This is a genomic window from Methanococcoides alaskense (assembly GCF_027594145.1).
Taxonomy (GTDB): domain Archaea; phylum Halobacteriota; class Methanosarcinia; order Methanosarcinales; family Methanosarcinaceae; genus Methanococcoides; species Methanococcoides alaskense.
In genome coordinates, this window is the sequence record NZ_JAQFFK010000003.1 from 519363 (window position 1) to 545905 (window position 26543).

Consider the following 26543-nt stretch of genomic DNA (forward strand, 5'->3'; position numbering starts at 1 on the left):
ATAATTTCAGTTTTTCCTTACGTAAATACATTTGCCCGATATAAGATCTGGAGAAACAGGAAAGATCTTCTTATGGTAAGAAGTTGATGTGGGATTTTACTTTTAAGTAAATAATAAGATAGCCTAAGATCAACATACCAAGTGAAACTAACCACGCCCATCTTAATATGCGTGCTAGATTTTCAGGTCGAGTTAATAAAGAAAAAGCTCTGTCGACCAGGTTTGGCCGATCAGATGAGTTTTGTTGCATGAGAAAGCCTTATGCTTTTTTGATTCTCTTCAAGCGGAATGTATTTTCTCTTTCCATTTCTTCAAGACGCAGACGAATGAATACCATTGCTTCTGTGAGTTCAGGTATGACCTTGAACTCAAGAGCATTGACACGCCTCTTTGTCTTTTCGATGTCATCAAGAAGCTTCTTCATAGTTGTTTCGATCTCTGCTGCCAGAATTATCTTTTCAACCAGTTCTTCATATGAATCGACAGCTTCGTCAATGTAAGAGCTTGTTCCGAGAAGTCCGTATCCACGCTTGTTTATGGGTTTACGCACACTTGAGGATTCGATCTTCGGCACTACTACGCCCATGATATTGTGGCTTTCGAGCACGATCTGTGGTGCATCCTTCATTGCAAATGCAGTGGATTTTACAGTTATTCTGCCTTCCACTGCTTCTGCGATACCGATCTTCACATTGGCCTTTTCATAGGCAGCATCCAACTCGGAGCGAACATCCTTTGCTTTGCCAAGAATTTCAAAGAACTCAAGGATAAGACCATCCCTTTTCATTTTAAGCAGCTTGTGACCGCCTTCTGAAAGTTTGATCTTTTTCTTCAGCTCAATGAGTTCTGAACGAGTCGGTTTTACTTCTTTTGCGCCCATTGTGATCCCTCAATACTGATTCACTCGCTTTTCTGGTGGGCAGGGTGGTACTTGTCAAGGTACTTGTTATCGATCCTGGTAAGCTGTGCTTCAGGCAGCTCTGCAAGGATCTCCCATGCGATTCTTAGTGTATCGTCGATGGTACGGTCCTCGTCTCTGCTCTGGCGTACAAACCTGTCTTCGAACAAGTCCGCAAACTCCAACAACATCCTGTCTCTTTCGGACAGTGCTTCTTTACCAACGATAGCAACAAGTCCACGAAGGTCACGGCCTTCTGCGTATGCTGCATACATCTGGTCAGACACTGCCTTGTGATCGTCCCTTGTCTTCCCTTCTCCGATACCGGAGTTCATAAGACGTGAGAGTGATGGCAATACATTGATCGGTGGGTAGATACCCTTCCTGTGAAGTTCACGGGAAACCACGATCTGTCCTTCGGTGATGTAACCGGAAAGATCAGGGATCGGGTGGGTGATATCGTCACCAGGCATGGTAAGGATGGAGAACTGAGTAACAGATCCCTTAATTCCTTTGATAACTCCTGCCCTTTCATACAGTGATGCAAGGTCAGTGTACATGTAACCTGGGTAACCACGTCTACCTGGAACCTCTTCTCTTGCTGCACCCATCTGACGTAGTGCTTCACAGTAGTTTGTGATATCTGTCAGAATAACGAGTACGTGCATATCATGTTCGTATGCAAGGTATTCTGCAGCTGTAAGGGCCATCCTAGGTGTAACGATACGCTCGACAGCAGGGTCATCTGCAAGGTTCAGGAAAACAACAGCTCTCTCAAGAGCACCGGTCTTCTCGAAATCTTCCATGAAATACTGTGCTTCTTCGTTGGTGATGCCCATTGCAGCGAAAACTACCGCAAAAGGCTCATCGCTGCCAGGAACTTTAGCCTGTCTTGCGATCTGAAGTGCGATCTCGTTATGTGGGAGACCAGATCCGGAGAAGATAGGAAGCTTCTGTCCTCTTACAAGGGTATTTGTACCGTCAATGGTGGAGATACCTGTCTGAATGAAATCTTCTGGTGGCATTCTGGAATATGGGTTCATTGATGCACCATTGATATCTACTCTCTTGTCAGGTATGATTCTTGGTCCACCATCCAGTGGTTCACCAGCCCCTGAAAGGATCCTACCAAGCATGTCCTTTGATACAGGGAGCTTGATGGTCTCGCCACTGAATACTACACCGGATTCTTCGTTGAGTCCTACTGTACCTTCGAAGACCTGCACGACTACCATATCTGCAGAGGTATCGAGTACCTGTCCTCTCTTGGTGGTTCCATCAGGAAGGTTGATCTGAACAAGTTCACCATATCCTACAGGTTCGGTCTTCTCAAGGAAAATAAGTGGTCCGGAGACCTCTACGATCGTTTTGTATTCTTTGGTCATGTTCAGTTGCCTCCGATCTGTGCAAATTCTTCATCCATCTTCTTCATGACTGCATCAAGTGCTGCATCGAAGTCTTCCTCGTATTTGATTTTTGCAAGTTCATCCTTTGCCTTGATGGTGATGATCTTGTTCATTGGAGCTCCTGCTTCAAGTGCAGCGGTTGCCATCTCTCCATATCTTGTGATAGACTTGAGAAGCTTGTACTGCTTGTCGAAAGGACAGTATGTGTCAACAGGGTGGAATGCGTTCTGCTGGAGGAAATATTCCCTTACCATACGTGCAACTTCAAGTGTGAGCTGCTGATCTTCTGGAAGTGCATCGGAACCTACGAGCTGCACGATCTCCTGAAGTTCGGATTCCTGTTGGAGAAGGTCCATTGCATCATCCCTGAGCTGTGTCCAGTCAGCTCCGACGTTCTCGCTGTACCAGTCAGCAAGTCCCTCTGTGTACAAACTGTAACTTGTAAGCCAGTTAATGGAGGGGAAGTGTCTTCTCTGTGAGAGCTTTGCATCAAGTGCCCAGAATACCTTTACGATACGAAGGGTGTTTTGTGTAACAGGCTCTGAGAAGTCACCACCAGGTGGTGATACTGCGCCAATTACAGTAATTGATCCATCAAGTCCTGCAAGTGAGTTAACTGCTCCTGCACGCTCATAGAATTCAGAGAGCCTTGCAGAGAGGTATGCTGGATAACCTTCTTCTCCAGGCATTTCTTCAAGCCTTGAAGAAATTTCTCTCATTGCTTCTGCCCATCTTGAACTTGAGTCTGCCATGAGTGATACATCGTATCCCATGTCTCTGTAATACTCTGCAATTGTGATACCAGTGTAAACTGATGCTTCACGAGCAGCTACAGGCATGTTGGATGTATTTGCGATAAGAACTGTCCTCTCCATGAGTGGACGACCTGTCTTTGGATCCTCGAGTTCCGGGAACTCGTTCAATACATCAGCCATTTCATTGCCGCGTTCTCCGCAACCGATGTAAACCACAATATCAGTGTCACTCCACTTAGCAAGCTGCTGCTGAGTAACTGTCTTTCCTGATCCAAATGGACCTGGAATTGCAGCGGTTCCGCCTTTTGCTATAGGGAACATACCATCAAGGATCCTCTGTCCTGTGATAAGAGGCTTGGTTGGCATGAGTTTCTTTGCTACAGGGCGTGGTCCTCGTACTGGCCACTTCTGCATCATTGAGATCTCTGTTCCATCTGTGAGAACACAGATAGTCTCATCTACCTTGAAGCTGCCTGCTTTTATCTCTTTGATAGTACCAGAGATCGCGGGTGGGACCATGATCTTGTGCTCGATATTTTTGGTCTCCTGGACCAAACCGAGTATGCTACCACCTTTTACCTCATTACCTTTGCTTGCTGTTGGTTTGAACTCCCAGACCCTTTCACGGTCCAGTCCGTTTGCGGTAACTCCTCTCTGAATGAAGTTTCCCATCTTTTCCTGCAACACAGGCAGAGGTCTCTGAATACCATCATAAATACTTTCTAATAATCCGGGTCCAAGTTCAACGGACAAAGGCAGTCCGGTGTTCATTACAGGTTCTCCCGGTTTGAGACCGGAAGTATCCTCATATACCTGAACAGTAGCCTGTTCGCCTTTGATCCTGATGACTTCTCCCATCAGTCCCTCGTGACCTACTTTGACCACGTCGTACATTCTCGGTTTAATTCCTATAACCGTAACAACAGGTCCTGCCACACGATAAATTTCACCATTTACTTCCACAGATCTACACCTACCGATTGTTTTATCTTTTCCCTTAAGTTTGAACTTTCACCAGTTCCTCCGAGAGTGACCACTGGGGGGTCAACAGACTCACTAAGAGTATCTCTCAAAATTTCCGGTAGTTTATTAAAGTCATCCTCATGCATCACAAAGATACCTACATCTGAATCTTTGAGCACTTTTGTGACAACAGATTCCAACTCATCACTTTTAGCTTCGTATATCTTTTTAATACCAGCTAGTCTGAATCCTGTTACAAACTCGCTGCTACCTACTACTGCTAATTCCATTAGATCACCAACTGGTTCCTGATTATTTCTTCATCAAGATCTGCTGCTTTTCCGCGCAGAATGATACGCAAGTTGTGTACTTCGTTCGTCTTGTTCAGTACATAATCCATGATCGGAACAATAGATAATGGGTACACATGTGAAAAGCTTGAAGCGGATTTGATGTTGGACTTCGTGAGTTGAGTTTCCAGTTCTACCAGTGAATCCATTTCAGTTTTCACTATTCCAGATATATCCTCCCAATAAGGATACTTCTCAAGTGACTGAACAAATTCACTGAATGGAAGTGGTAATAGCTTTTCGATCTCTTTAATGCTTAAATGAAGACCGCCTTCAAGAATCAGGTCTGCAATTTCATCCTTTTCCACACCGGCATTCTTCAACCTGAAAAGGGTACTCAGGTTCTTTATGTCGATCTCAGTACGGATGAACTTTGAGAACAGTTTACTATCATTGGATTTTGGATTGTCTACTGTAGTGGACAGTCCGGTATAGTACAGCTTATCAAGCTGGTTTTCGATCTCAGAGAGGTTAGTCCCATCATATTCTTTTAATGTTGGGTAATAATCGGTTCCACTGAGAGCATCGATGATGCTTTCATATGATTCTTTTTCTGAAAGGCTTGACAAAAATGGATAAGACAGTTGTCCGGCGGAGACTATGCTATCATTGATCTCTTCTACTGATGCATCACAGTACTTTCCACGTAGAATGGTCTTGATGCTCCATATATCATATTTCCTAAGATATTCAGAGATCAGATAGTTCAACTCTCCTTCGGAGATATTGATCAGTTTTGTAAAAGTGACCGCAAGATTCCTGTTCAATGCGTGTTCAAACAGATCCACACCGTCATATGTTCTTGCCAGTTCATCGACATCCTGCTTATACTGTGACTCCTCGATAAAACGGGTGATCTCGTCGATCCCCATGTTCATTAATCGAGGATATGTTTCCCTAGGGAGAAGATTGCTTTTCATTGCGCGAACGCGTGCAGTCACATAAGCGTAATTGGAGCCACTTCCGCTCTGCTTCGGACTACTTTTTCTTGTGAATTTTTGCAAAAGCCCCATTTGGATATCACCCGAACAAGATATCAGATGTCTGTTTCAATGATTGCTCATTAACATTCTTCATGATTATATCGTATGTATAATCTAAACGAACTGTTCCATTATCGTTCTCTATGATCAATCCGCCAATACAATCGATATTGCCGGTATATTCAAGGGAAGATAACTTTTTGACAAGTTCTTCTGAGTCCTTGTTTGAGTATATTTTACTGCCATTGCTATCATTTTCATCAATGATTGCTTTTAACAGCTCTTCCTGCTTTGTTTCAGGAAGGGATGCAATAGTCTCTATTGCATTGTCGTATACTTTATCAAGGACTTCTTTGCGAGCATTAAGCATTGTACGTTTGACTTCCAGATTTGCGCTGGAGATCTCCTGTTGGCGTAATCTCTTGATATCATCTTCTGCTTTCGCCAGACGGTCGCCCATGATCTTCTTTGCAGTCTGCCTAACATCATCCAGTATCTGTGATACTTCTGCATCAGCATCTGCGTTGACCATGTTTGCTTCTGTCTGGGCAGCACCCATGATATCTTTTATAACTGTTTCGAGTCCCATGCTCTGACACCTTAAAAGAATTTAAGAGCAATATAATTGCTCTCAAATTAACTTAGCTGATAAGCAGTGCGACAACAAGTCCGAAGATAACGATTGTTTCTGGAATTACGGTAAGGATCAAGCCTTTACCGAACAGACTTTCGTTCTCTGCCATTGCGCCGATTGCTGCTGAACCAATATCTCTTTCTGCAATTCCTGATGCAAGTCCAGTAAGTCCTACTGCGAGTCCTGCTCCAATTGCTTTTAATCCTGCCGGGTCCATATATGCTACTGCTTCTACTGCCATTTGTTTATTCCTCCGTGTATTTCCTAATGTATCCGAATGGGTTGTATTTTCTTCCGCCACCTTCGTAGAATTTTCCGAAAAACTCTACATATTGCAACCTAAGTGCATGCAATCCAGGGGCTATTATACTCAGGACTGTGTTTAAAGCATGTCCGAATATGAATACGATTATTGCACCTATCACTGCCACGATCCCGCCCTGTGGAAGGATCATCTCAAAAGCTATGAGATTGACAGTTGATGCAATATAGATTGATGACAATCCTACTGCTATTAAACGAGTGTAGGAAAGTGCATTACTTAATAAGCTAGGCAATTCTACAATTCCTTGTGCGCCTTCTCCTTTAATGAGCATGACGAATCCTATAAGGAACACTATAATTCCTATGATCTCCGTAGGTGCGATATTTGCATATCCGAGTACACCTAGGATTATTCCGAGTTCGACTACAAGCCAGCTGCCCTTTTCGAACATAGCTGCAGCGAATCCGTGATTTCTTCTTTCGTTTATGAATCCAACTATATATCCACAATTGACATGGATCGAACCGATAAGTGCCGTTGCAATGATCATCGTCATAACAATGTGTGTGCGGTGTATCGGATATGTGATAACTTCTCCTCCAACTGGGGAGTTGAAGAGAGTTATGGTCTCGAACCCTGCTATTAATCCAGGTATAATTCCGTGGTCTGTATGCAAACTTGCAAGTGGGAACCCAAGGAACTCACCATACAGAACACCAAAGATCAATGTTGATATCTGACAATAGATAAGTACATTCATCAAAGGCTTTACTGCATCTGACTTGACCATCTTTTTGATGCCTAATGCAAGTGCCAGAAGGATCAATGCATATCCTATGTCTCCAAGGATCATTCCATAGAAAAGTGGGAATGATATGAATATCAGAGAAGTTGGATCGATCTCCTTGTACTTTGGACGTGCATAAAGGTCCATGATCTCCTGGAATGGCTGGGTGATCTTTGGATTATCATATTCGATAGGTATGATATCTGTATCAGCGTTTGTGATCTTCTGTTTTGAAACAAAAGCTCTTCCGCTTGTAGCAGATTCAATTGTCCTTTCAAGAGTTGCGAATTGATCATCAGGTATCCATCCATCTATGATGAATGTGTGTTCTGATGTTGCTATCTTTACTGGAGCCTCTGCTTTTTCAGATTCGATAGTAAGCAATTCCTCACTGGCGAGTATGAACTCTGAATATTTATCTTTGATAGATGAAATATCCGTTTCCAGTGAAGTGATCTGCTTCTGGATTCCCTCTTCTTCCCTTGTAATATCTGCTATCAGGGTCGAAGGGGTTCCGCTTATCTGCGGTATCCTTATCTCTCTGAACTCGAAATTCGAAAGGATCTCTGATATCTTAGCTTCATCTTCTTTCTTAATGAATAATACCACAGTTCCGGTACTTTGGTCATATTCCATCTCATAGGTCGATGTTACCTGTGAGATAGCAGGACCAATGTTTTCCTTGACAGTTCCTGCAAAGACCTTAATGCTCTCATAGTTATGGTATAATTCCATATCTATAGGGATCGCTGAAAATGGACTAATGTCCTTTTTCAGTGTTTCAAGTTCCTTGAGTCGTGAATCCAGTTCAGACTTTTTCTCTGTTTTAGTACTAACCTCGATATCAAGCTGGTCCAGCATTGAATCGAGCTCATTGATAACAGTTGTCTCCTTCTTTTTTGGCATTGATTCTTTCTTAACACCAAGGAAGGATGAGATAGATCTTAATTGGATAAGTTTCTTGGAAACTTCGCCTGCATTTTTAAATGGTCTGCCAAGTTTAAGTCCGGAACCGTCTTCATTGTAATCTTCAAGGTGGAACAAGTTGCTGCCGTGAATTGCTTCCACGGTAGCTTCCATTATGTCCTTGTGTCCTACAATGACGGCACGACTCATCGGTTTTGGCTTAAGCATGTATTGCCCTCTCAAACTCTGTGACCAGATTTTCAACGGCTTTGTCAACGTTACCCTCAGCTTTGTCGCTGATCTTTTTGGCTTCGTTCACGCCTTTGGAGATAATATCTTCAGATTCGTGTTTAATAGTCTCTTCAGCTGACTTCAGTGCATTCTGGGCAGATTGTGCTGCATCAGTTTCCGCCTGTTTGATGATCTCTCTGGCTTCAGCACGAGCTGCTATAATGCGCTCGCTCTTGTTCTTAAGCCCTTCATCCACCATTTTGGCCGCACTTTGTTCTGCTTCCTTGATTTCGGATAAGATTTTGTCTTTGGCCATGTAAATCCTCGATACATCTATAAAATGATAACTTGGCGTAATTTACATTCCTAATAACAAACTTGCATATAAGTTATTCGGTTATGCCTTTCTGTTTGCGGAAATGTTAATAATTTATCATGGAAATTAATACGAAAAAAATACTTATGTTCTGACTATCTGCAAACCTCATGTGCAGTTTGCCAGAACAAATGTGTACTAAAAAAGTAAGGGATATTTAATTCTCTTATGTTTGCTCTATTTTGAACTTAGTTTTTGTATTGCAGGTCAACCCTTAAAGGAATTTGAGCATCCTTTGGTATGGTGTGTATATACTCCTTTCTGAATTCCGGGTTACGCATCATACAATAATCTGCAGATCCCTTGTATGCCGCATGTTTTCCCATACGTTTCCATATTTCTGCAAGACCTTCTTCTCTAACGTTCCCGAAGGAGAGCGGGGTATAAGCGCATGGCATAACATCTCCGCCCGCAGCAACATGCATCCATCTCCTGCCTGCAAAGCAACCGAACTGCTCAGGTCCGTTGAAATAAGGGAATGCAGTGACCCTAGGTCCGTCAGTTCCCTTGTTCTTGTTCTTCTGGAACCTTTCAAGCGTTACAACATCTTTCTTGGTGAGGGTCTCGTCTTCATGGTCCAGCCATCTTCCCACAGCAATGATCTCATATATCGACATTTCCTGCATGCCAAGATCATCTGCCAGGGTATAGAACTCCTCAAGGTCATCAATATTATCCGGTGATGCCACAACGAACATATCTGCCATGATCCCTGCATCCAGCGTATTCTTGATGCCTGTCATACTGCTCTGGAATGCCCCTTCACAACCCCTTACGCGGTCATGCTCTTTCTCATCCGGGCTATCCACACTGATATGTGCTGAATAAAGGCCTGCATTCTTAAGGTCCCGTGCCCTTTCAGGTGTCAACTTGAAACCTGATGTAAAACAGGTGGCTATTGCCTTTGTTTTATCAACACTGGCGACCATGTCCACAATATCGTTTCGAAGCATGGTCTCGCCACCATCGAAAGATATCAGGTATGCTCCAAGGTCTACTGCCTCATCGACCACTCTGTTTATTTCTTCAAGCGTAAATTCAGGGTCTGCGACAATGCCGGCAGCACCACAGTGTATGCAATTGTATGGGCATCTGTCTGTTATCCCGATCGAGAACTGGTCAGGGATACGTTTTTTCATAACTGCGCCGATCTGTGCACTTATGACCCTGTTGAATGCGGGACTTGGGACCGGTGGCACCCATGTGGAAAAAATGATATTCTCATCGTCCACTAATATTGGCTTCTCTTCCCGGAATATCTTATTAATGCGTTTTATCACAGGCTTCGATACAGCTGCTAGTGGTCCTTCTGTATCGAGAACGACCTTTCCATTTTCTGTACTGGCATTTACTTTGATAACTGATTTGTCATATACCCGCATGATGTTCACCTGGATCTTATAGTATTTTTCAATGTTTTTGGAAGCATTTCCGTTGTAATATGGTCTGTAACTTCCATGAGCTTGCTTCTTGAATCGGAAGGCTCGAACTCTTCCAATATGTCTTTTGCCATTCTCACGTTCTCCATTGCCAGCAAGGTCGCTTTTTCTACAGCGCTCTCATATGGCATGGTCCTTCTATATATCTGCAAGATCGATATGGACTCATTATCCGATCTCTTATTCTCGACATTCTCGGTATATTCCAGAATGTCGTCAACGATCTGATATGCTCTTCCGAGCTTTTCTCCATAATCCTTCAATTTACTTGCAGTCCTTTCATCAGCACCTGCTATATATGCACCCATTACCGCACTGGCTGCAAAGAGGGATGCGGTCTTCTTGTCGATGCAATCAAAATAGTTCATCTCTACAAAATCCTCGGATGTGCTTTTTATGTCAATGGTCTCTCCCTCTGCCATTGCCATTCCCGCACGTCCGAACTCCCGCACTACCGGTGTACTGTATATTGAAATAAGCTCAATGGACTTTGAGATCATATAATCTCCAGCAAGCATGGCGGCTGCAGGTCCGAACTTCTTATGTGCGGACTCTACCCCTCTTCGTATGACCCCTTCATCCAGGATATCATCGTGTATAAGGGATGCGGAGTGGATAAGCTCAATGGCAAGTGCTGCATTTATACTATTGTCGGAGTCTTCTCTGCATATTCGGGAAGCCAGTAGTAATATAATAGGTCTGACCTTCTTTCCGCCCGATCTGCAAATATGTCCAACGACGTTTTTCATCTGGGGTGAATCATCCATGTTGCTTATCATTTCGTTCATGGCATCGGTGATCTGCCGGTATTCATCCCATTGTTCGATATTCATCGCATGTCCTCATAATATGAATGTGATATGTTCCAGGTTTCATTCGGAATACTTTGAAGGGCAGCCGATAACGATCTGGTCTGCCTCTATCTTTGATTCTGATATCATGGTCCCTGTAAGGCTAACGCTGTTCCCTTCTACAAGATTTGCAGGAAGGTCAGCTATGTATTCAATATATATCTCCTGTTCCTCGTCTTCAGCATCCGTAAGGGTGAACGAGACCATTTCCGTTGAGATACTCAATGTCCCATTCTTGACAAGTCCCATTGTACTGACTTTCTGCCCGACATGATCCTGTGGGCTGGTCGTGATCTCAGATACCATCATATATCCCTGTTCAACATCAACGCCCCAAAGTCCGATCACCATAACTGCTACTATCGCAAAAATGGTGAGGATCGCCTTTCGTTTTTTTTCCATTGCAAACACCATCAATCTTTAAGCTTTCGGATCAGGGATGCAAGACGCATGCGTGTGCGTATCAGATAAACAATGTAGGAAAGTATTATTATCCATGTAATTGCGAATGCTGTCTGAAATGCCTGTTCTCCCATTGCCATATCTTATCATCCTTAGCTCCAAAAAGGGCATTATATGTTGTTATTTTATGTATCTTGACGATACGATTTATATGGGTTCTGTGTAGTATAGTTCCATACTATTTAAGCAAATTGAAAGAATTACCTTTGATAATAGCTTACATTATATTAAGTAAATAGGAGTATGATCATACATGGTAAAACCTCCACGAATTATAGCATGGGAACTGACATGGGGATGTAATCTTGCATGTGTTCATTGCAGAGGTTCATCTACATCGGAGATACCTGAGGGTGAACTTTCCACGTCTGAAGCAAAACATTTCGTAGATGAGATCGTAGAGATGGGGGATCCCATTCTCATTCTGACCGGAGGCGAACCTCTTGTTCGCAAGGATGTCTATGAGATCGCAAGATACGCTACTGACAAAGGTCTGCGTGTGGCTCTTGCGACCAACGGCACCCTTCTCAATGACGATGTTGTGAAAAAACTGAAAGATGCAGGAGTGCAGCGTGTCAGTATAAGCATCGATGGTTCAACTGCACAGACACATGACGACTTCCGCGGAGTTCCCGGTGCATTCGAGAGCACGATGCGTGGTATCGAGTACCTGAAGGCAGGCGGCCTTGGTTTTCAGATAAATACGACCATAACAAAAAGGAACGTCGATGAGATCCCTGCCATTCTTGAAATTGCAACCAAGATCGGTGCGGAAGCCCATCATATCTTCCTTCTTGTGCCAACAGGCAGAGGTAAGGAACTCGAGAACGAAGAGATCCCTCCTGCTGAATATGAACGCGTGCTGAACTGGTTCTATGATCAGCAGAAGCACGTCAAGATCCAGTTGAAGGCCACATGCGCTCCTCACTATTTTAGAATAATGCGCCAGCGTGCAAAAAGAGAAGGTACTGAGGTCACTGTTAAGACACATGGCTATGAAGCAATGACCCGGGGCTGTCTCGGTGGCATAAGCTTTTGCTTCGTTTCCAGTACAGGGGATGTCCAGCCCTGTGGATATCTTCCTGTGGTCGCAGGTAACGTGAAGGAAAATAGCTTCAAGGAGATCTGGGAGGACTCAGTCCTTTTTAACGATCTTCGCGATTATGATAAGCTCGGTGGTAAATGTGGAAGATGCAGCTACAAAAGTGTATGTGGCGGCTGTCGTGCCCGTGCTTATGCAGCCACTGGTGACTACATGGCGGAAGAGCCATACTGTATATATAATCCCAGATGAACTCTGGTTATAGGAAAATAATCTATCAATTGCAGAACTTAGGGGTGAAATATGAGGTATTTTAATATCTCACATGTCTGGGTTCTGTATTCTTTTAGAAAAACGAATAATGGACTTTATTGATGATGGATAATCTTATTTTGTGGTTTAAATACATAAATTAAATAATATGGCTATGAAGAGATCTTTCTCTAAGATGACTTGTATTATGAATGAATGTATCAAAAAACATTCACCTTATATAAGTGGATGATGGATGGGCTCTGTAGAATACCTATCAAAATCAACATATATAGGCTGGAATTGGGATTATATTCCAACACCATGTAATACATTCAATGATCATTTCAAATTGGATTAGTGTCCGAATATCGAGGATTTCTACAGAGCAAATGGATGATACATTGATAAGGACGATTTTTTAAGTACTTATTTGCCATGTACTAGCATCACAAAGTCGTGGTTACTTTTAATATTGTCAAAATCATCTTCCGTTTTTGCTGTTTCTCTGAATTTAGAATCAATTTTAATGGCCATTTTTAAATCAAAAAGTGATTCGCTTATTGAATTGTTAATAGCTTCAATACCTGCTTTATTATACCAAATTTCTGCATCATCTGGATTGAGATCAAGAGCTTTTTTGTAAGCTTCAAGTGCTTCTTCATGTCGACCAAGGTCTCTCAAAGCAACACCTTTATTGTTCCAAGCTTCTGCATTTTCTGGATCGAGGTCAATAGCTTTTTTGTAAGCTTCAAGTGCTTCTTCATGTCGACCAAGATAACTCAATGCAACACCTTTATTGTTCCAAGCGTCTGCATAATCAGGATTTAACTCAAGTGCTTTTTTGTAAGCTTCAAGTGCTTCTTCATGTCGATCAAGATTACCCAATACAACACCTTTATTGTTCCAAGCGTCTGCATAATCAGGATTTAACTCAAGAGCTTTGTTGTGAGCTTCAAGTGCTTCTTCATGTCGACCAAGGTCTCCCAAAGTAACACCTTTATTGTTCCAGGCTTCTGCATCATCTGGATTGAGATCAAGTGCTTTATTAATTGCTTTCAGTGATTTTTCGTATTCATTTTTATAATAATTAGATGATGAGAGGTTGAAGTAATAATCAAAATTTAATTTTGCTCCAAACATTTCTAAAAATTCAGTTAAATTAGCCAACGAGTCAAACTTTTTAACTTTTTCTAATGTTTCGGAGCTAGGGTGTTTTTCAATCGTAATGTCGCCAACATCTTTAACTTCATCTTCAAACTTATCTCTAGCAGAAGTCAAAATCCTAGATAATTCCGCATGCTTTTCTTTTGCATCATTAAGTAAAACATCCGCTTCATTTTTAATATTTTTAAATTTATTATTGTAATTCCTAATTATGTAAAGTGCTATGCCAGAAAGGGCAGTAATTATTATTCCGATAAATGTGAGTAAAAGCATTATTGAATCCAGTATTGAACTCAGTAAATTGAGAGAACGATCTAAATTTTGGTTTGCAAGTAATAAATAATTTTCATCATTCATTGTATCTTCAGAACGAATTGTTTCTCCAGTATCTACGGCAGATGTTGGTGAATTATGTATTGTAGTATTATTATAAACCATATCTTCATTAGCAACTGATGCATAGCTTATAGATGAAAAAATCAGAATTGAAAGTATAAATATAATACATTGTTTAGAAAAATTCATCTACTTACTCCAATTTTGCCACTGAATAATAATAAAGCATCCCCCTATAGTCACAAATCCTTCTTAAAATTATCTGAGTATGTGAGAAGCTTTTTTTATTGTAAATTGTCAAATTAATATAATAGTACTAAATATACTCGTGCAACTAAATGCAGTGGTCAAACTTCGCATGTTTATTGATGAGATTTTTACTCTCGAAAATAAAAAGTCCTAAGTAACTCCTTTGATTTAAATTTCAATATTCGCATGGAAGGAAACAAATATAAACACATACATCAAGAAGAAAGAGAGATTGTAACAGTCATTGATTATTATACATTCATAACTCTCAAATTATTACTTGTTATAAACACTTGCTGTTATACAACATTTGAGTATAAATCCGACCATACAAAAATAATCTAATGGTAGCATGAACTCTGCCTAGCATTCAGATCGATTGCAAATAAAAATGGTGTAAATTTACATGATACAACTTGATGAGGTCGATAAGTCGATCCTGAACCTGATACAGCTGGATTTTCCTCTTGATCCTCACCCATTTGAGAAATTAAGCAAACAGCTTGGTATTTCTGAAGAGGACTTGCTGGAACGCATGGAACGACTTAGCAGGGAAGGCGCTATAAGGCGTATAGGTCCGATCATCAACACGAAAAGGGTTGGTGGCATCAGTACACTTGTTGCTCTGAAGGTGCCTGGATCCCGCATCGATGAGGTCGCAGAATTGATCAATCAGCATCAGGAAGTTTCACACAACTATTTGCGTCAGGCAGATTATAACATCTGGTTCACGGTTTCCGCTGCGAACCGGGAACGTCTGGAGCAGATAATAAACGATCTCAAGGATGAGACTGGTTGTCCATTGATCGATCTTCCGACAAAACGTCTTTTTAAGATCGGGGTGATATTCGATGTCAGATGATAATGTCCAAATGGATGAGCTTGACATACGTATTCTCAAATTTACCCAGGATGGAATTCCGCTCACTCATTCTCCTTTTGCTGATGTGGCAAAGGAGCTTGGCATGACCGAAGAGGATGTTGTCGATAGGATCAAACATCTTCAGGCGAACGGTTTTATTCGAAGGTTCGGTGCATCTATCGGACATCGTGCCATTGGCATAACCGCAAATGCAATGTGCACCTGGAATGTTCCTGATGAGCTTGTGGAAGAGGTCGGTGCGGTCATGGCAGGTTTTACCGAAGTGACACATTGCTACGAAAGACCTCGTTACCCGGACTGGCCTTACAATCTCTTCACAATGGTACATTCATATACTCGTGATGACTGTGAGCGTGTTGCTAAAAAGATATCCATTGCAACAGGGATCTCTGATTACAATCTTCTGTACAGTGTACGTGAATTCAAAAAGACTGGCGTGAGGCTGTAAATGACAGGGATGGACCTTGGTCGGAAATATCTGCCTCTTTTTATTGATATGGAAGGTCGGAAAGTGGTGGTCTTCGGTGGAGGTTCTGTGGGATTTCGAAAAGCCTCCCTCTTTGCAGAATATGCAGAAACTGCTGTAATAAGCATCGATTTCTCTCCTGAACTTGAAGAGCTTGCTTCTTCTTCATTGGTTGAATTGATCGGGTCAGACCTTTCTTCTGTTTCCGATGGATCCATACTTGCCCTGATGGAAGATGCTTTTCTTGTGATTCCTGCAACGAACGTTCCTTCATTGAATGATCGGATCAGGAAACTTGCACAAGGGCGTGGGATCCTTGTAAACCGAATTGATATGGCGGGAGAGGTCGTAATTCCCTCTGTTATACAGCGGGATGGACTTTCCATAGGCATATCGACCTTTGGTTCAAGTCCTGCGGTCTCAAAATATACTCGCAGGAAACTGGAATCTATCATCACTCCTCAATATGGGGAGATGATACGCTTGCAGGATGAGATGCGAACGTTGCTCAAAAGTAAAGTGGACTTGCAGAAAGAGCGTAAAGCCCTTCTCTGGAAGATACTCGAGGACAAGGCTATATGGGATGCTCTGGAAGTTTCGTATGAAAAAGGGTATAATGTAGCATACAATATAGTTCAGGAGCACATAGACAAGAAAGGTTGATGTTATCATGAAATATTACATTAGGTTTAAGTCCAATGCTCGTATTCATGGGAATATGTTACACTTATCACACGCCGTTCGTGGAGGCTTGGAGTGACAGAAATATCCAGTATGGTAATTACACACGCAAAGGCTACTGTTGAGGAAATGGAAGACTCCTGGCACGGTGACATCGAGCTTGTCCTGAGCCAGCTTTACTCAAATGAGCTTGTTTATGAGTGTGCAGTCCTCAAGACCTGTAATCGTGTGGAGATATATGTGGTATCTTCAAAAGGTAGCAGTGTGCTTTTCCACTATGCAAAAGAGATGGGCGTTTCTGCAAAGATCGTGGAGTTCTATGACCATGATGAATCGTTAAGACATCTGCTCAGGCTTGCATGCGGTCTCGAATCGATGATAATCGGGGAGGACCAGATCCTCGGTCAGATCAAGGACTTTTTCCTGCTGGCCAAAGAGGCCGGAACTGTTGGGAAAGTGCTTAGTACTGCATTCAGCAAGGCGATCCAGGTGGGCAAGAGGGTTCGTACAGAGACCTTCATCAACAGGGGTGCAGTTTCCATTGCTTCGGCAGCGGTCGATCTTGCAGAAGATATCCTTAACGGTCTGAATGACAAGCATATTCTTGTGATCGGTACCGGTGAAATGGGCACATTGGTCACGAGAGCACTTTCACACCGGGATATGCATGTTATCTATCTTGCAAATCGTACTTACGAGAAGGCAAAGGACTTGGCCGAAGAACTTGGCGGGGAAGCTGTCATGTTCGACCAGCTGGAAAAATACGTCCGTGCTGCCGATGTGGTCATCAGTGCTACTTCTGCTCCTCATTATGTATTGAAGGATGATCTCGTGGCTAAAGTGATGGAAGGCCGTGAGAACGACCTTCTCCTCATAGATATCGCAAGTCCGAGAGATATCGATCCTGCGGTGGAGAAAATCCCGCATGTCATTCTCCGTAATATCGACGGTTTACGTGTCATTAATGAAAAGAATCTTCAGATGAGGATGGTGGAGGCCAAGAAGGCCGAGATCATCATTGATGATGAACTGGATATGTTGAAGGCTCAGTACAAACGCCAAAAGGCTGATGCTATCATCTCGGATCTTTATAGCCAGTCCCATGGTCTCAGGCATGACGAGATGGAGCATGCCATCAATAAACTGAGTGCCTACCATACCATTGGGGACATTGAGCGCAAGGTGCTTGAAGATCTCACGCATGCGATCACGAACAAGATCCTTGCAGAACCCACCAAGAAATTACGCAACGCAGCGGAATATGATGACGATAAGTTCCTTGATTCCGTATCTCGTTTATTTGATGTACGCCCAATTAAGAAGAACGATGGAATTACAAAATAAGAGTTGATACTAATGTTCCCACAGGTTAGAATGCGAAGGTTAAGAAGTGGTAAGATACGCGATCTGGTGCGGGAGACCTCACTTGGCGTAGATGACCTGATATATCCAATGTTCGTTGATGAGACCACTGATTCTTCCGTGGACATATCATCTATGCCCGGAGTACAGCGTTTACCGCTGGACAAAGTGGTAGATGATGCAAAGGAAGCAGCAGATCTCGGTATTCCGGCATTGGTACTTTTCGGCATTCCTAAGAGCAAGGACGCTGTCGGAACCTGTTCTTATGGTGAGGACGACATCGTACAACAGGCGGTCCGAAGCATCAAGGAAGACCTTGGTAAAGATATGGTGGTCATCACCGATGTCTGCATGTGTGAATATACCGATCACGGTCACTGTGGTATTGTCGATATGGAAACTGAGGAAGTACTAAATGACCCTACTCTTGATATTCTCGGCAAGATCGCCACGAGTCATGTTGAAGCCGGAGCGGACATAGTTGCACCGTCAGGCATGATGGATGGTATGATAGGTGCTATCCGTAATTCTCTCGATGAAAACCATTTTGAGAACACCCCTATCATGTCCTATGCTGCAAAATACACCTCGGCATTCTACGGTCCGTTCAGGGAGGCTGCTGATTCCGCTTTCCAGTTCGGTGATCGTTCAACGTACCAGATGGACCCTGCAAATTCAAATGAGGCTATCCGTGAAGCGGAACTGGACATCCTGGAAGGTGCGGACATCATTATGGTGAAACCTGCTCTTCCTTATCTTGATATTATCTATCGCATCAAGAATGAGTTCAAGATGCCTACTGCTGCGTACAATGTCAGTGGGGAATATTCCATGCTAAAAGCGGCAGCTGAAAAAGGCTGGCTTGACGAAAAGTTGGTCATGTATGAATCCCTCCTGTCCATCAAGCGTGCCGGTGCTGATATGATACTTACATACTTCGCAAAGGATCTCGCACGTATGCTTAAATGAGCTTTGTGGGTACAAATACGATATATTTCTAAGGAATACAAAATTTACAATTAAATATCAAATGGTGTTATCATGGTTACTTTAGACAAGTCCAAAGACCTATTCGACAAAGCAAGAGTGATCCTTCCAGGTGGGGTCAGCAGTCCGGTTCGTGCTATCAAACCATATCCGTTCTATACGGAATCTGCAAATGGTTGCCGTATAAAGGATATTGACGGGAACGAGTACATTGATTATTGTCTGGCATACGGCCCTAATATTCTGGGACATGCAAATCCTGTTATCAAACAGGCTATCATAGACCAGCTTGATAAAGGCTGGCTTTATGGAACGCCAACAGGTCTTGAAGTTACCCTTGCTGAAAAGATAGCTTCCCTTTATCCAAGCATTGACATGCTTAGATTTGTTTCCACAGGGACCGAAGCTACAATGAGTGCTCTCAGGGCTGCCCGTGGTTTTACCCGGAAGAACAAGTTCGTTAAGATCGAAGGGGGTTTCCATGGAGCCCATGACGCTGTCCTGGTCAAGGCAGGTTCAGGCGCAACTACACACGGTAAGCCGGATTCCCTTGGCATACCGGAAGATTTCACTAAGAACACCCTTCAAGTGGCTTACAATGATATCGAGGCAATGACAGAGGTCATCGAATCGAATCAGGACGATATGGCTGCTGTTATCATAGAGCCGGTATTGGGTAACATTGGTCCTATACTTCCAGAGGGTGACTATCTCAAGGAAGTGAGGAAGGTAACGGAAGAGAATGATGTTGTTCTTATATTCGATGAGGTCATCACCGGTTTCAGGCTTGCAATGGGCGGAGCACAGGAATATTTCGGTGTGACACCTGATATGACAACTCTTGGAAAGATAGTCGGAGGCGGCTTGCCTATCGGTGTTTTCGGTGGTAAACGTGAGATCCTCGATATGATCTCGCCATCAGGTTCAGTTTACCAGGCAGGTACGTTCAGTGGCAGTCCGGCATCCGTTGCAGCAGGTATTGCAGCGGTGGATATATTGGAAAAGGAGAAGGTCCATGAGAAACTCGAAGCTACAGGAAATATGCTTCGTGCCGGTCTTAATGACATAATCGCTGACAAAGGACTTGATTATCATGTTGGTGGTATTGCTTCCATGTTCAAGGTGTTCTTCGGTGACAAACCTCTGAATTACCAGGATGTACTGAAATGCGACAAGGAAGGTTACCTTCAGTTCTTCCATGACATGCTTGACAGTAATGTCTTCCTCCCACCGTCCCAGTTCGAGACGAACTTTTTGTCAACTGCACACACAGAAGCTGATCTCGAAACAACACTCGAAGCTTATGCAGCTAACTTGAAGTGAGGAGATGCCTAAGATGATACTCGGAACCCGCGGAAGTGCTCTGGCCATCGCCCAGGCTGACCTTGTTACAAAGATGCTTGAAGAGAAAGACCATGAACTTACAAGGAATGTTATCAAAACATCTGGTGATGTGTTCACGGACCGCCCGCTCCATGAAGTTGCCGGAGTAGGCGTGTTCGTACGCGAGCTCGATGACAGGATGATCGAAGGTGAAGTGGACATCGCGGTCCACTCCATGAAAGACCTTCCAACCGTAAGACCGCCTGAACTTGCTATTGCTGCGGTCCTGAAACGTGATTCTCCATACGATGTGCTTTTAACAGCAGACGGTTCCACTCTGGATGAGCTTCCGGATGGTGCTATCATCGGAACTACCTCCATGCGCAGAAGGGCGCAACTTCTCAGGTATCGGCCTGATCTTAACGTAGAGGACCTCCGGGGAAACATCAATACACGCATACAGAAGCTTAAAGCAGGTCAGTATGATGGTATACTGCTCGCAGAAGCGGGTCTTCAGCGTATGGGTTGGGAAATGGATGTGCAACGCCTTCCTGCCTCAAGCTTCTGTCCGTCTGCGAATCAGGGGACCATTGTGGTTGTCACAAGGGCCGATGATGAGGCCGAGAGGGCATGTTCTGCTTTGAACCATGAACGCTCAAGGATGGAGACGGAAGTGGAGCGCCTTCTTATTACGGAGGTTGAAGGCGGTTGCATCGTTCCTATTGGTTCCTTTGCACAGATGAACGAGGACGGAGACGAGATCCATGTGCTCGTGGAAGTGCTCGCAGTTGATGGTACACGTGAGATCCGTATTGAGGATGACATTCCTGTAAGGAACTATCGCGAACATGCTCAAAGTATTGGTAAGATGCTTGTGGAGATGGGCGGTAAAGAGCTTGTGCGGGAAGCGGTCTGCCAGATGTCCGGCTGCGATGATGAATAATTGATGATGGGAATTAGAAGCTTATGGTAACTATTACAGGTATTAATTTCAAGAATCCGACCATGCTCGCATCCGGTATAATGGGAACTACCGGTGCATCCCTGCTCCGCATTGCAGAATGTGGTGCAGGCGGGGTTGTGACCAAATCAATTGGACCTGAGCCCAAGGCAGGTCATCCGAATCCCAGCATGATCAAACTGGAATGCGGTTTTTTGAATGCCATGGGTCTTCCAAATCCTTCCTATAATGAATTTGATAACGAGATAAAGTTAGCTCGATCCGGCACTGATGTACCGGTGATAGCAAGCATCTTCGGTGGCAATGCCGAGGATTTTGTAAAGGTTGCAGAGGGGCTTGCCGATTCTGAACCGGCCGCTTTTGAGCTTAATGTGAGCTGTCCTCATGCGGAAGGTTATGGTGCCACTATAGGAACCGATACCTGCATGGTGGAATCAATTACAGCTGCTGTTTGTGATGCTGTGGACGTGCCGGTGTGGGTAAAACTTACTCCCAACGTGACCGATATCAAGGCCATAGGAAAAGCAGCACAGGACGGTGGTGCGGATGCAGTTGTGGCTATCAATACCCTTCGTGGTATGGCCATCGATATCAATTCCGGTTATCCTATACTGGGCAATCGCTTTGGAGGGCTTTCCGGCTCGGCTGTAAAACCGGTTGCAATAAAATGTGTCTATGATCTCTATGAAGCCCTCGCTATTCCTGTTATAGGGGTTGGCGGTGTTTCCACATGGGAAGATGCAGTGGAAATGATGATGGCAGGAGCAAGTGGTGTTCAGATAGGTTCAGCTGTCCATGAGAGTGTGGATATCTTTTCAGATATTGCATCAGGAATAGAGCTTTTCCTTCAGGACAAAGGGTACTCGGCTGTAGAAGATATTATTGGTCTGAGCCATAAGGTGATCTAATGAAACCAGTAGATGCAAAGATAGTTGAGATAGTCGAGGAATCCCCTTCCATAAGGACGTTCCGTTTCGATGTTTCCTTTGATGATGCCCTTCCGGGACAGTTCGTCATGGTCTGGGTACGTGGTGTGGATGAAGTTCCAATGGGTTCTTCATACCTGAACGGGATCACTGTGCAGAAGGTAGGAGATGCTACTTCCAAGCTTTTCGACATGAAGGTTGGCGATTCTGTGGGTCTGCGAGGACCGTTCGGTAAAGGTTTCACTTTGCCTAAAAAAGATGAGCACATACTGATAATCGCAGGCGGTGTTGGAGCTGCACCTCTGGGACCTCTTGCCGATTATGCATCGGAATGTGGTGCAAAGGTAACTACGATCCTTGGTTCAAGGGAATGTTACGAACTGGTCTTTGAGGATCGTTTCTCTTCAGCGGGTGAACTTCATATCACCACAGATGATGGCTCTGCCGGAACATGCGGTTTTGTTACTACAGTGCTTGCGGACATGGATGTTTCTGTATATGACAGGATATGTGTTTGCGGCCCTGAGATAATGATGGCCAATGTAATGAAAGTGTTACAGGAAAAGGATGCACTTGACCGCTCAGAGTTCAGTATGCACAGGTACTTCAAATGTGCGATCGGGGTTTGCGGCGCTTGCTGTATGGACCCTCAAGGTCTGAGGGTATGTAAGGATGGCCCGGTGCTAAACGGTTCCCTCCTTATTGATTCCGAACTGGGCGACCACAAAAGGAATTCCAGCAGTCAGAGAGTACGGGTCTGATAGACCCCGTAATCCTATTTTAGTGAGCTATCGTCCTTTCTTCCAGATGTTCTACTGTCCTGGAAAGCAATATGTTGAAAATGGACAGCAAATTACCTTCAAAGACCATCATCTCGATGTTGAAGTGTTCACTTGAAGGTGCATAAAGAGCTGCAATTTCCAGGTCATTTTCAGCCTCGTTCTTTATGGATTCGAAGGGCTGGTCCCAGTGTTCTGAATTCTTGTAAACAATAATGTTCTCAAGCATATTCTCATCAAGATACGTGCCTACCCAATTGAGCAATTGCTTCCTGTATTCATTTGAGATTCTACAGTTGTGCAAGTATGTCATTGCATAGGTCTTTGCTTCACTAGAGCTTTCTATACCATCAATTTCTATCATGGTTACCACCACCACTTTTAGCATTTTAAGGTACGATTTGAAATATCTGCAGAGACGATTGTACTATTTATACATTCTTTTCCACACAATATATACGTTTTTCTTCGGGAAGGAATTTTGGTGGTGGTTGGGTTAGGTGAGGGATATAAAAGGTTCGAATCTCAGCCCTTGCATAGCAAGTCGGAGATATATACAAAGAAAAATATGGCAACGGGGTTGAGTATTTAAATCACACAACCATCCAATAGGAACAAAAAGTATAGAACAAAAGTTTAGTAAAGGTACCAATACAGTAGTGCTATTACAAAAAAAACTACAATTAACATTTTGTTGAAATTCTTTTTATTCATTATTTTGTTTTGTGAAACTGGAACAGAACGGAATGAAGTTCCATGTGGAATGTATTCTAGTCTTTCTTTTTTCTTTATCAAGAGAATAACTTCTATTTACTCAATATTGTAATTCATAGATTGCAATTCATTTAAGTTAATTATGTCCATTGTTCATATATCTCTTTTAGCCACATAAACAGAGCTGCTGAACTCAATTGTTTTTCTTTTTCCAACAAAATGATAGCTTAACCCCCTGTTCGCCAAAATTCATAAAAGGCAAAAGGAAAGTTCTTGCCTTCATTTTAATATATAAGTATATCCAATACCTTTATTAAAAATGATTGCATATCTACTTACATGGGTAGCTGTAAAATTAATCTCTCAGGCGTAAAGATTCCAAAAGGGTATAGCAACAGGACCATCAGCTTATATTTCTGGGTGGGTCTTGTTTCTGCAATAGCCTTGAGGGTCATAATCATAGCCGACTACTACAATGATAATGTTGCACGCATGCTATTCTATCTCGGAGTTATGGGGTACATGGCATTTTTTGCTCACCGATATCGTATAGCAAAGCGCCGCACAAATGTCCTGAATTAACTTGAACTGCTTGACAAGATTGAAAAGCGTGAGGTACTTACAGAAAAGGATCTGGATGGACTGAAATACATTATATGGAGCCTTTCAGTTTCAAAAGAACGTTTGAACTATCTGCTCATCATCACCTTCTCGATAATTGCAATTGTGATCTCGATGATAATGGACATGAGATCTTTGCTATGAATATAGTATTTGAGTTAATACCAAGCATTGCATAGACCTGCTTTAAATTAATAAGCAGAAAGTTCACCCAGAACTTTCAATAATGCTATTGTTTGGAAAAATTTGGAGTATTTAGGTTAATTTTCAAGCAATAATTTTTGTTCTGATAAATCAAATAAAGTATATCCTTTTAACTTTTTTATGAAATCTCTATTTGAAACGTACCAAAATGATTTTATTTAGGGCAGATTATTATATTGTTATTCAACTAATCATATGGGTATATATGGTTATAGATCAACGAGTTCTAAAATAGGAGGGTTATCCATCAAAAACGTTACAATAATTACTATATTTTTACTTCTGCTTGTTTTTGGTTGTTTCAATTCAACTGCAACAGAAGTAACACTTGAACCATCAACTCAAATGCCTACAACCGGTGAAAGTTTCACAGTAGATGTCTTTGTATCACCTGATACTACAATTGCAGGATTACAGCTCGATCTCGAGTTTGACAGCTCCAAAATACAGGTAGACAGCGTATCTGAAGGCTTATTCTTTAGCCAGAATGGAGATCCAACATTTTTCAACGCCGGAAACATAGACAACAATGCAGGAACACTTTCAGGTGTTTACAGTTTGATAATGGGTTCTCCAGGCATCTTAGAACCTGAGTCAGTTGCAAGCATCACAATGAGTGTAAAAGAGCAGGCCACAGGCACATCAACAATTAGTCTGAAAAACGTGATAATAAGTGACTCATTAGGATCTGCCATAGAAGCCCTGGTTATAAATACGACTCTGACTATTAATGAAGCCCCTGTAGTTACATACAACCCGTACGATGAAAATAAGAACTGTATGATCGATATTGGTGAAGTGAATGCGGCAATCGATGACTACCGTTTACAGGGTTCAACATCGATTGCAGATGTTAGTGAACTGATAGATCTGTATCGTACAGGTAAGCCATATTGTTAAGAATTAATTGAGAGTGATTAATCTCTCAACCTCTATTTTTTTAAATGTCTTGAATTCTTTAACTAATGATAATGATAATTTTATGAATCTTATTCCATATTAGTGTACGAATTAATCCCGCTGACATACGACCAGTCCATTATTGCAGATGGTGAAGGGTACGAACATGAAAGACGAGATGAAATGGGATATTGATGTTTCAATATTGACTAATCAGTTCATTATGAAAGAACTGCTAAAAGTCCTGGGAATTGCAACTTTCTTCACAGTTGGCATCGTGCTTTTGATAACGCTTCCTTCTGTTCTCCGTGGTGACCTTCATTCCAACCGCAGTAATGCGCGAGATATGAAGTATGCCTTGATCTTGATAGGATCGATGTTCTTGCTAGGCGCTGTTCATATTCGCGTACTATGAGAATAATTACATGCTTTCCTACAAGATGGACAATAAGGGTGTAAGTACCATCACCAGAACAGAACAACGCAGCAGGAACAGTAAGTTGAACTTCCTGTTGGTGATCTTCGGGATCCTTGCCCGAAATCCCACGGCAGTAGGTGTAGGTTTTCTTGCACATTCCGGTCAGGATCATGATCTGAAATGGAAAAGTATTAAAAAGGCTACATTCTACTCTGCAAGCAGCAACATTACTGTTTCAGCCGGATACGGTGAAAAGGGTATCGTGTTCTGTACAAAGGAAAATTACGATAGTGTATCCGGGTTTGTAAGGGCGATGTGTAATGGATCCTGCCAGATCAGAGATGAATGAAAAGTAAGAGGTCTGAAGGGAGCTTATGTCAATTCTCTCTTCAATATCTTATGTGCAATATTTAGTTGCTTGAATTTCTCAGTGTCACCAGTTGGCTTATCTGGATGCAATTCTTTTGCCATATCCTTGTATTTTTTATTAATGACCTCAAAATCGATCTCATCATGAGCACATTCGAAAAACTCTCGCGCCTCTTTGCGCTTATCATGAACATCTTTATCTTCTTTGAACTCTAAAATAAAGTCGGACAGTGGTTTTTCCCCGGAAATGACCCTATTTGCTTCGATCTCAATTACCTTGGACAGGATATGAAGATTTTCTACATATTTATTTTGTAGGCCATGGGTGTAATGCATTCGATGTCCATCCTGGTACCAGGTTGCAGAAGCATGAGTTTTTTTCATCGCTAGACGTTCAAGAGGGACATCAATATCATTTTCATTAACACCTACCCTTCTTAAAGCCGTAACAATATTATTCTTGAATTGCATAGCTCTGCGATTACCAGCGTTCTTAATAATTACTGGGTCAATTTCATGTCCTTTTATTTTTATCATTTGATTCACTCATTTTCGTTTTTGAAGACTTCGTTAGTACTATGCTCCTTTATATAAAAA

30 protein-coding genes are annotated in these 26543 nt (G+C 42.6%); 14 read left to right on the top strand and 16 right to left on the bottom strand.

The genetic code is table 11. The features are described 5' to 3' along the window. Positions 1-259: 259 nt before the first annotated feature. From PBV53_RS06415 to PBV53_RS06475, 13 genes are all read right to left on the bottom strand, one after another. Positions 260-880 (bottom strand): V-type ATP synthase subunit D, encoded by a 621-nt coding sequence (locus PBV53_RS06415; RefSeq protein ID WP_270096328.1) that lies wholly within the window; start codon positions 878-880, stop codon positions 260-262. A gap of 20 nt (positions 881-900) precedes the next feature. Further along, the gene (locus PBV53_RS06420; protein ID WP_270096329.1) at positions 901-2283 is read right to left on the bottom strand and encodes an ATP synthase subunit B; all 1383 of its coding nucleotides are present in this window, start codon (positions 2281-2283) and stop codon (positions 901-903) included. A 2-nt stretch (positions 2284-2285) separates the two neighbouring features. Next, on the bottom strand, positions 2286-4022 hold the full coding sequence (locus tag PBV53_RS06425; protein WP_270096330.1) for an ATP synthase subunit A: 1737 nt from the start codon (positions 4020-4022) through the stop codon (positions 2286-2288). Continuing rightward, positions 4013-4312 carry a V-type ATP synthase subunit F gene (locus PBV53_RS06430; protein WP_270096331.1) on the bottom strand — a complete coding sequence of 100 codons (300 nt, stop codon included), beginning with the start codon at positions 4310-4312 and terminating at the stop codon, positions 4013-4015. The genes PBV53_RS06425 and PBV53_RS06430 overlap by 10 nt, the downstream gene beginning before the upstream one ends. After that, positions 4312-5385, bottom strand: a complete 1074-nt coding sequence (locus tag PBV53_RS06435) for a V-type ATP synthase subunit C (protein WP_270096332.1) — start codon at positions 5383-5385, stop codon at positions 4312-4314. The genes PBV53_RS06430 and PBV53_RS06435 overlap by 1 nt, the downstream gene beginning before the upstream one ends. 7 nt (positions 5386-5392) lie before the next feature. Next, on the bottom strand, positions 5393-5944 hold the full coding sequence (locus tag PBV53_RS06440) for a V-type ATP synthase subunit E (protein ID WP_270096333.1): 552 nt from the start codon (positions 5942-5944) through the stop codon (positions 5393-5395). Positions 5945-5996: 52 nt separating this feature from the next. Next, positions 5997-6230 (bottom strand): ATP synthase subunit C-like protein, encoded by a 234-nt coding sequence (locus PBV53_RS06445; protein WP_270096334.1) that lies wholly within the window; start codon positions 6228-6230, stop codon positions 5997-5999. Between the two features lie 4 nt (positions 6231-6234). Continuing rightward, the gene (locus PBV53_RS06450; protein ID WP_270096335.1) at positions 6235-8175 is read right to left on the bottom strand and encodes a V-type ATP synthase subunit I; all 1941 of its coding nucleotides are present in this window, start codon (positions 8173-8175) and stop codon (positions 6235-6237) included. Beyond that, the gene (gene ahaH / locus PBV53_RS06455) at positions 8168-8494 is read right to left on the bottom strand and encodes an ATP synthase archaeal subunit H (RefSeq protein WP_270096336.1); all 327 of its coding nucleotides are present in this window, start codon (positions 8492-8494) and stop codon (positions 8168-8170) included. The genes PBV53_RS06450 and ahaH overlap by 8 nt, the downstream gene beginning before the upstream one ends. 248 nt (positions 8495-8742) lie before the next feature. Then, positions 8743-9936, bottom strand: coding sequence for a radical SAM/SPASM domain-containing protein (locus PBV53_RS06460; protein ID WP_270096337.1), 1194 nt, complete (start codon positions 9934-9936; stop codon positions 8743-8745). 5 nt (positions 9937-9941) lie between these two features. Further along, positions 9942-10826 carry a polyprenyl synthetase family protein gene (locus tag PBV53_RS06465; RefSeq protein WP_270096338.1) on the bottom strand — a complete coding sequence of 295 codons (885 nt, stop codon included), beginning with the start codon at positions 10824-10826 and terminating at the stop codon, positions 9942-9944. 39 nt (positions 10827-10865) lie between these two features. After that, positions 10866-11246: a cytochrome c maturation protein CcmE domain-containing protein gene (locus PBV53_RS06470; protein ID WP_270096339.1), complete on the bottom strand. Its 381-nt coding sequence runs from the start codon at positions 11244-11246 to the stop codon at positions 10866-10868. An 11-nt stretch (positions 11247-11257) separates the two neighbouring features. Continuing rightward, positions 11258-11386 carry a CcmD family protein gene (locus tag PBV53_RS06475; protein ID WP_250867752.1) on the bottom strand — a complete coding sequence of 43 codons (129 nt, stop codon included), beginning with the start codon at positions 11384-11386 and terminating at the stop codon, positions 11258-11260. Between the two features lie 173 nt (positions 11387-11559). On the opposite strand from PBV53_RS06475, the gene ahbD reads away from it, so the two are divergent. Beyond that, entirely contained in the window at positions 11560-12600 is a 1041-nt protein-coding gene (gene ahbD / locus PBV53_RS06480) for a heme b synthase (RefSeq protein WP_270096340.1), read from the top strand. Between the two features lie 429 nt (positions 12601-13029). Here the strand turns inward: ahbD and PBV53_RS06485 are convergent, their stop codons facing one another. Continuing rightward, the gene (locus PBV53_RS06485; RefSeq protein ID WP_270096341.1) at positions 13030-14292 is read right to left on the bottom strand and encodes a tetratricopeptide repeat protein; all 1263 of its coding nucleotides are present in this window, start codon (positions 14290-14292) and stop codon (positions 13030-13032) included. Positions 14293-14758: 466 nt separating this feature from the next. Here PBV53_RS06485 and ahbA point away from each other — a divergent pair, with 466 nt between their 5' ends. From ahbA to PBV53_RS06530, 9 genes are all read left to right on the top strand, one after another. Beyond that, complete coding sequence (gene ahbA / locus PBV53_RS06490) at positions 14759-15214, top strand: siroheme decarboxylase subunit alpha (protein ID WP_270096342.1); 456 nt, start codon at positions 14759-14761, stop codon at positions 15212-15214. Next, positions 15204-15683, top strand: coding sequence for a siroheme decarboxylase subunit beta (gene ahbB / locus PBV53_RS06495; protein WP_270096343.1), 480 nt, complete (start codon positions 15204-15206; stop codon positions 15681-15683). The genes ahbA and ahbB overlap by 11 nt, the downstream gene beginning before the upstream one ends. After that, entirely contained in the window at positions 15684-16364 is a 681-nt protein-coding gene (locus PBV53_RS06500) for a precorrin-2 dehydrogenase/sirohydrochlorin ferrochelatase family protein (protein ID WP_270096344.1), read from the top strand. 93 nt (positions 16365-16457) lie between these two features. Continuing rightward, positions 16458-17726, top strand: a complete 1269-nt coding sequence (hemA, locus tag PBV53_RS06505; RefSeq protein WP_270096345.1) for a glutamyl-tRNA reductase — start codon at positions 16458-16460, stop codon at positions 17724-17726. Between the two features lie 12 nt (positions 17727-17738). Continuing rightward, the gene (hemB, locus tag PBV53_RS06510) at positions 17739-18713 is read left to right on the top strand and encodes a porphobilinogen synthase (RefSeq protein WP_270096346.1); all 975 of its coding nucleotides are present in this window, start codon (positions 17739-17741) and stop codon (positions 18711-18713) included. A gap of 72 nt (positions 18714-18785) precedes the next feature. Beyond that, positions 18786-20054 carry a glutamate-1-semialdehyde 2,1-aminomutase gene (gene hemL / locus PBV53_RS06515; RefSeq protein ID WP_270096347.1) on the top strand — a complete coding sequence of 423 codons (1269 nt, stop codon included), beginning with the start codon at positions 18786-18788 and terminating at the stop codon, positions 20052-20054. A gap of 13 nt (positions 20055-20067) precedes the next feature. Continuing rightward, complete coding sequence (gene hemC / locus PBV53_RS06520; RefSeq protein ID WP_270096672.1) at positions 20068-20997, top strand: hydroxymethylbilane synthase; 930 nt, start codon at positions 20068-20070, stop codon at positions 20995-20997. A 23-nt stretch (positions 20998-21020) separates the two neighbouring features. Continuing rightward, positions 21021-21923 (top strand): dihydroorotate dehydrogenase, encoded by a 903-nt coding sequence (locus tag PBV53_RS06525; protein ID WP_270096348.1) that lies wholly within the window; start codon positions 21021-21023, stop codon positions 21921-21923. Beyond that, positions 21923-22702, top strand: a complete 780-nt coding sequence (locus tag PBV53_RS06530) for a dihydroorotate dehydrogenase electron transfer subunit (RefSeq protein WP_250867742.1) — start codon at positions 21923-21925, stop codon at positions 22700-22702. The genes PBV53_RS06525 and PBV53_RS06530 overlap by 1 nt, the downstream gene beginning before the upstream one ends. 19 nt (positions 22703-22721) lie before the next feature. Here PBV53_RS06530 and PBV53_RS06535 read toward each other — a convergent pair whose 3' ends face one another. Further along, the gene (locus tag PBV53_RS06535; RefSeq protein WP_270096349.1) at positions 22722-23084 is read right to left on the bottom strand and encodes a hypothetical protein; all 363 of its coding nucleotides are present in this window, start codon (positions 23082-23084) and stop codon (positions 22722-22724) included. Between the two features lie 689 nt (positions 23085-23773). Between PBV53_RS06535 and PBV53_RS06540 the strand changes: the two genes are divergently transcribed. From PBV53_RS06540 to PBV53_RS06555, 4 genes are all read left to right on the top strand, one after another. Beyond that, entirely contained in the window at positions 23774-24016 is a 243-nt protein-coding gene (locus PBV53_RS06540; protein ID WP_270096350.1) for a hypothetical protein, read from the top strand. Positions 24017-24604: 588 nt separating this feature from the next. Continuing rightward, the gene (locus PBV53_RS06545; protein WP_270096351.1) at positions 24605-25159 is read left to right on the top strand and encodes a cohesin domain-containing protein; all 555 of its coding nucleotides are present in this window, start codon (positions 24605-24607) and stop codon (positions 25157-25159) included. 166 nt (positions 25160-25325) lie between these two features. Then, positions 25326-25574, top strand: a complete 249-nt coding sequence (locus tag PBV53_RS06550; protein WP_270096352.1) for a hypothetical protein — start codon at positions 25326-25328, stop codon at positions 25572-25574. Between the two features lie 10 nt (positions 25575-25584). Next, on the top strand, positions 25585-25926 hold the full coding sequence (locus PBV53_RS06555; RefSeq protein WP_270096353.1) for a hypothetical protein: 342 nt from the start codon (positions 25585-25587) through the stop codon (positions 25924-25926). Between the two features lie 23 nt (positions 25927-25949). Here the strand turns inward: PBV53_RS06555 and PBV53_RS06560 are convergent, their stop codons facing one another. After that, positions 25950-26483, bottom strand: a complete 534-nt coding sequence (locus PBV53_RS06560) for a J domain-containing protein (RefSeq protein WP_270096354.1) — start codon at positions 26481-26483, stop codon at positions 25950-25952. Positions 26484-26543 lie beyond the last annotated feature (60 nt).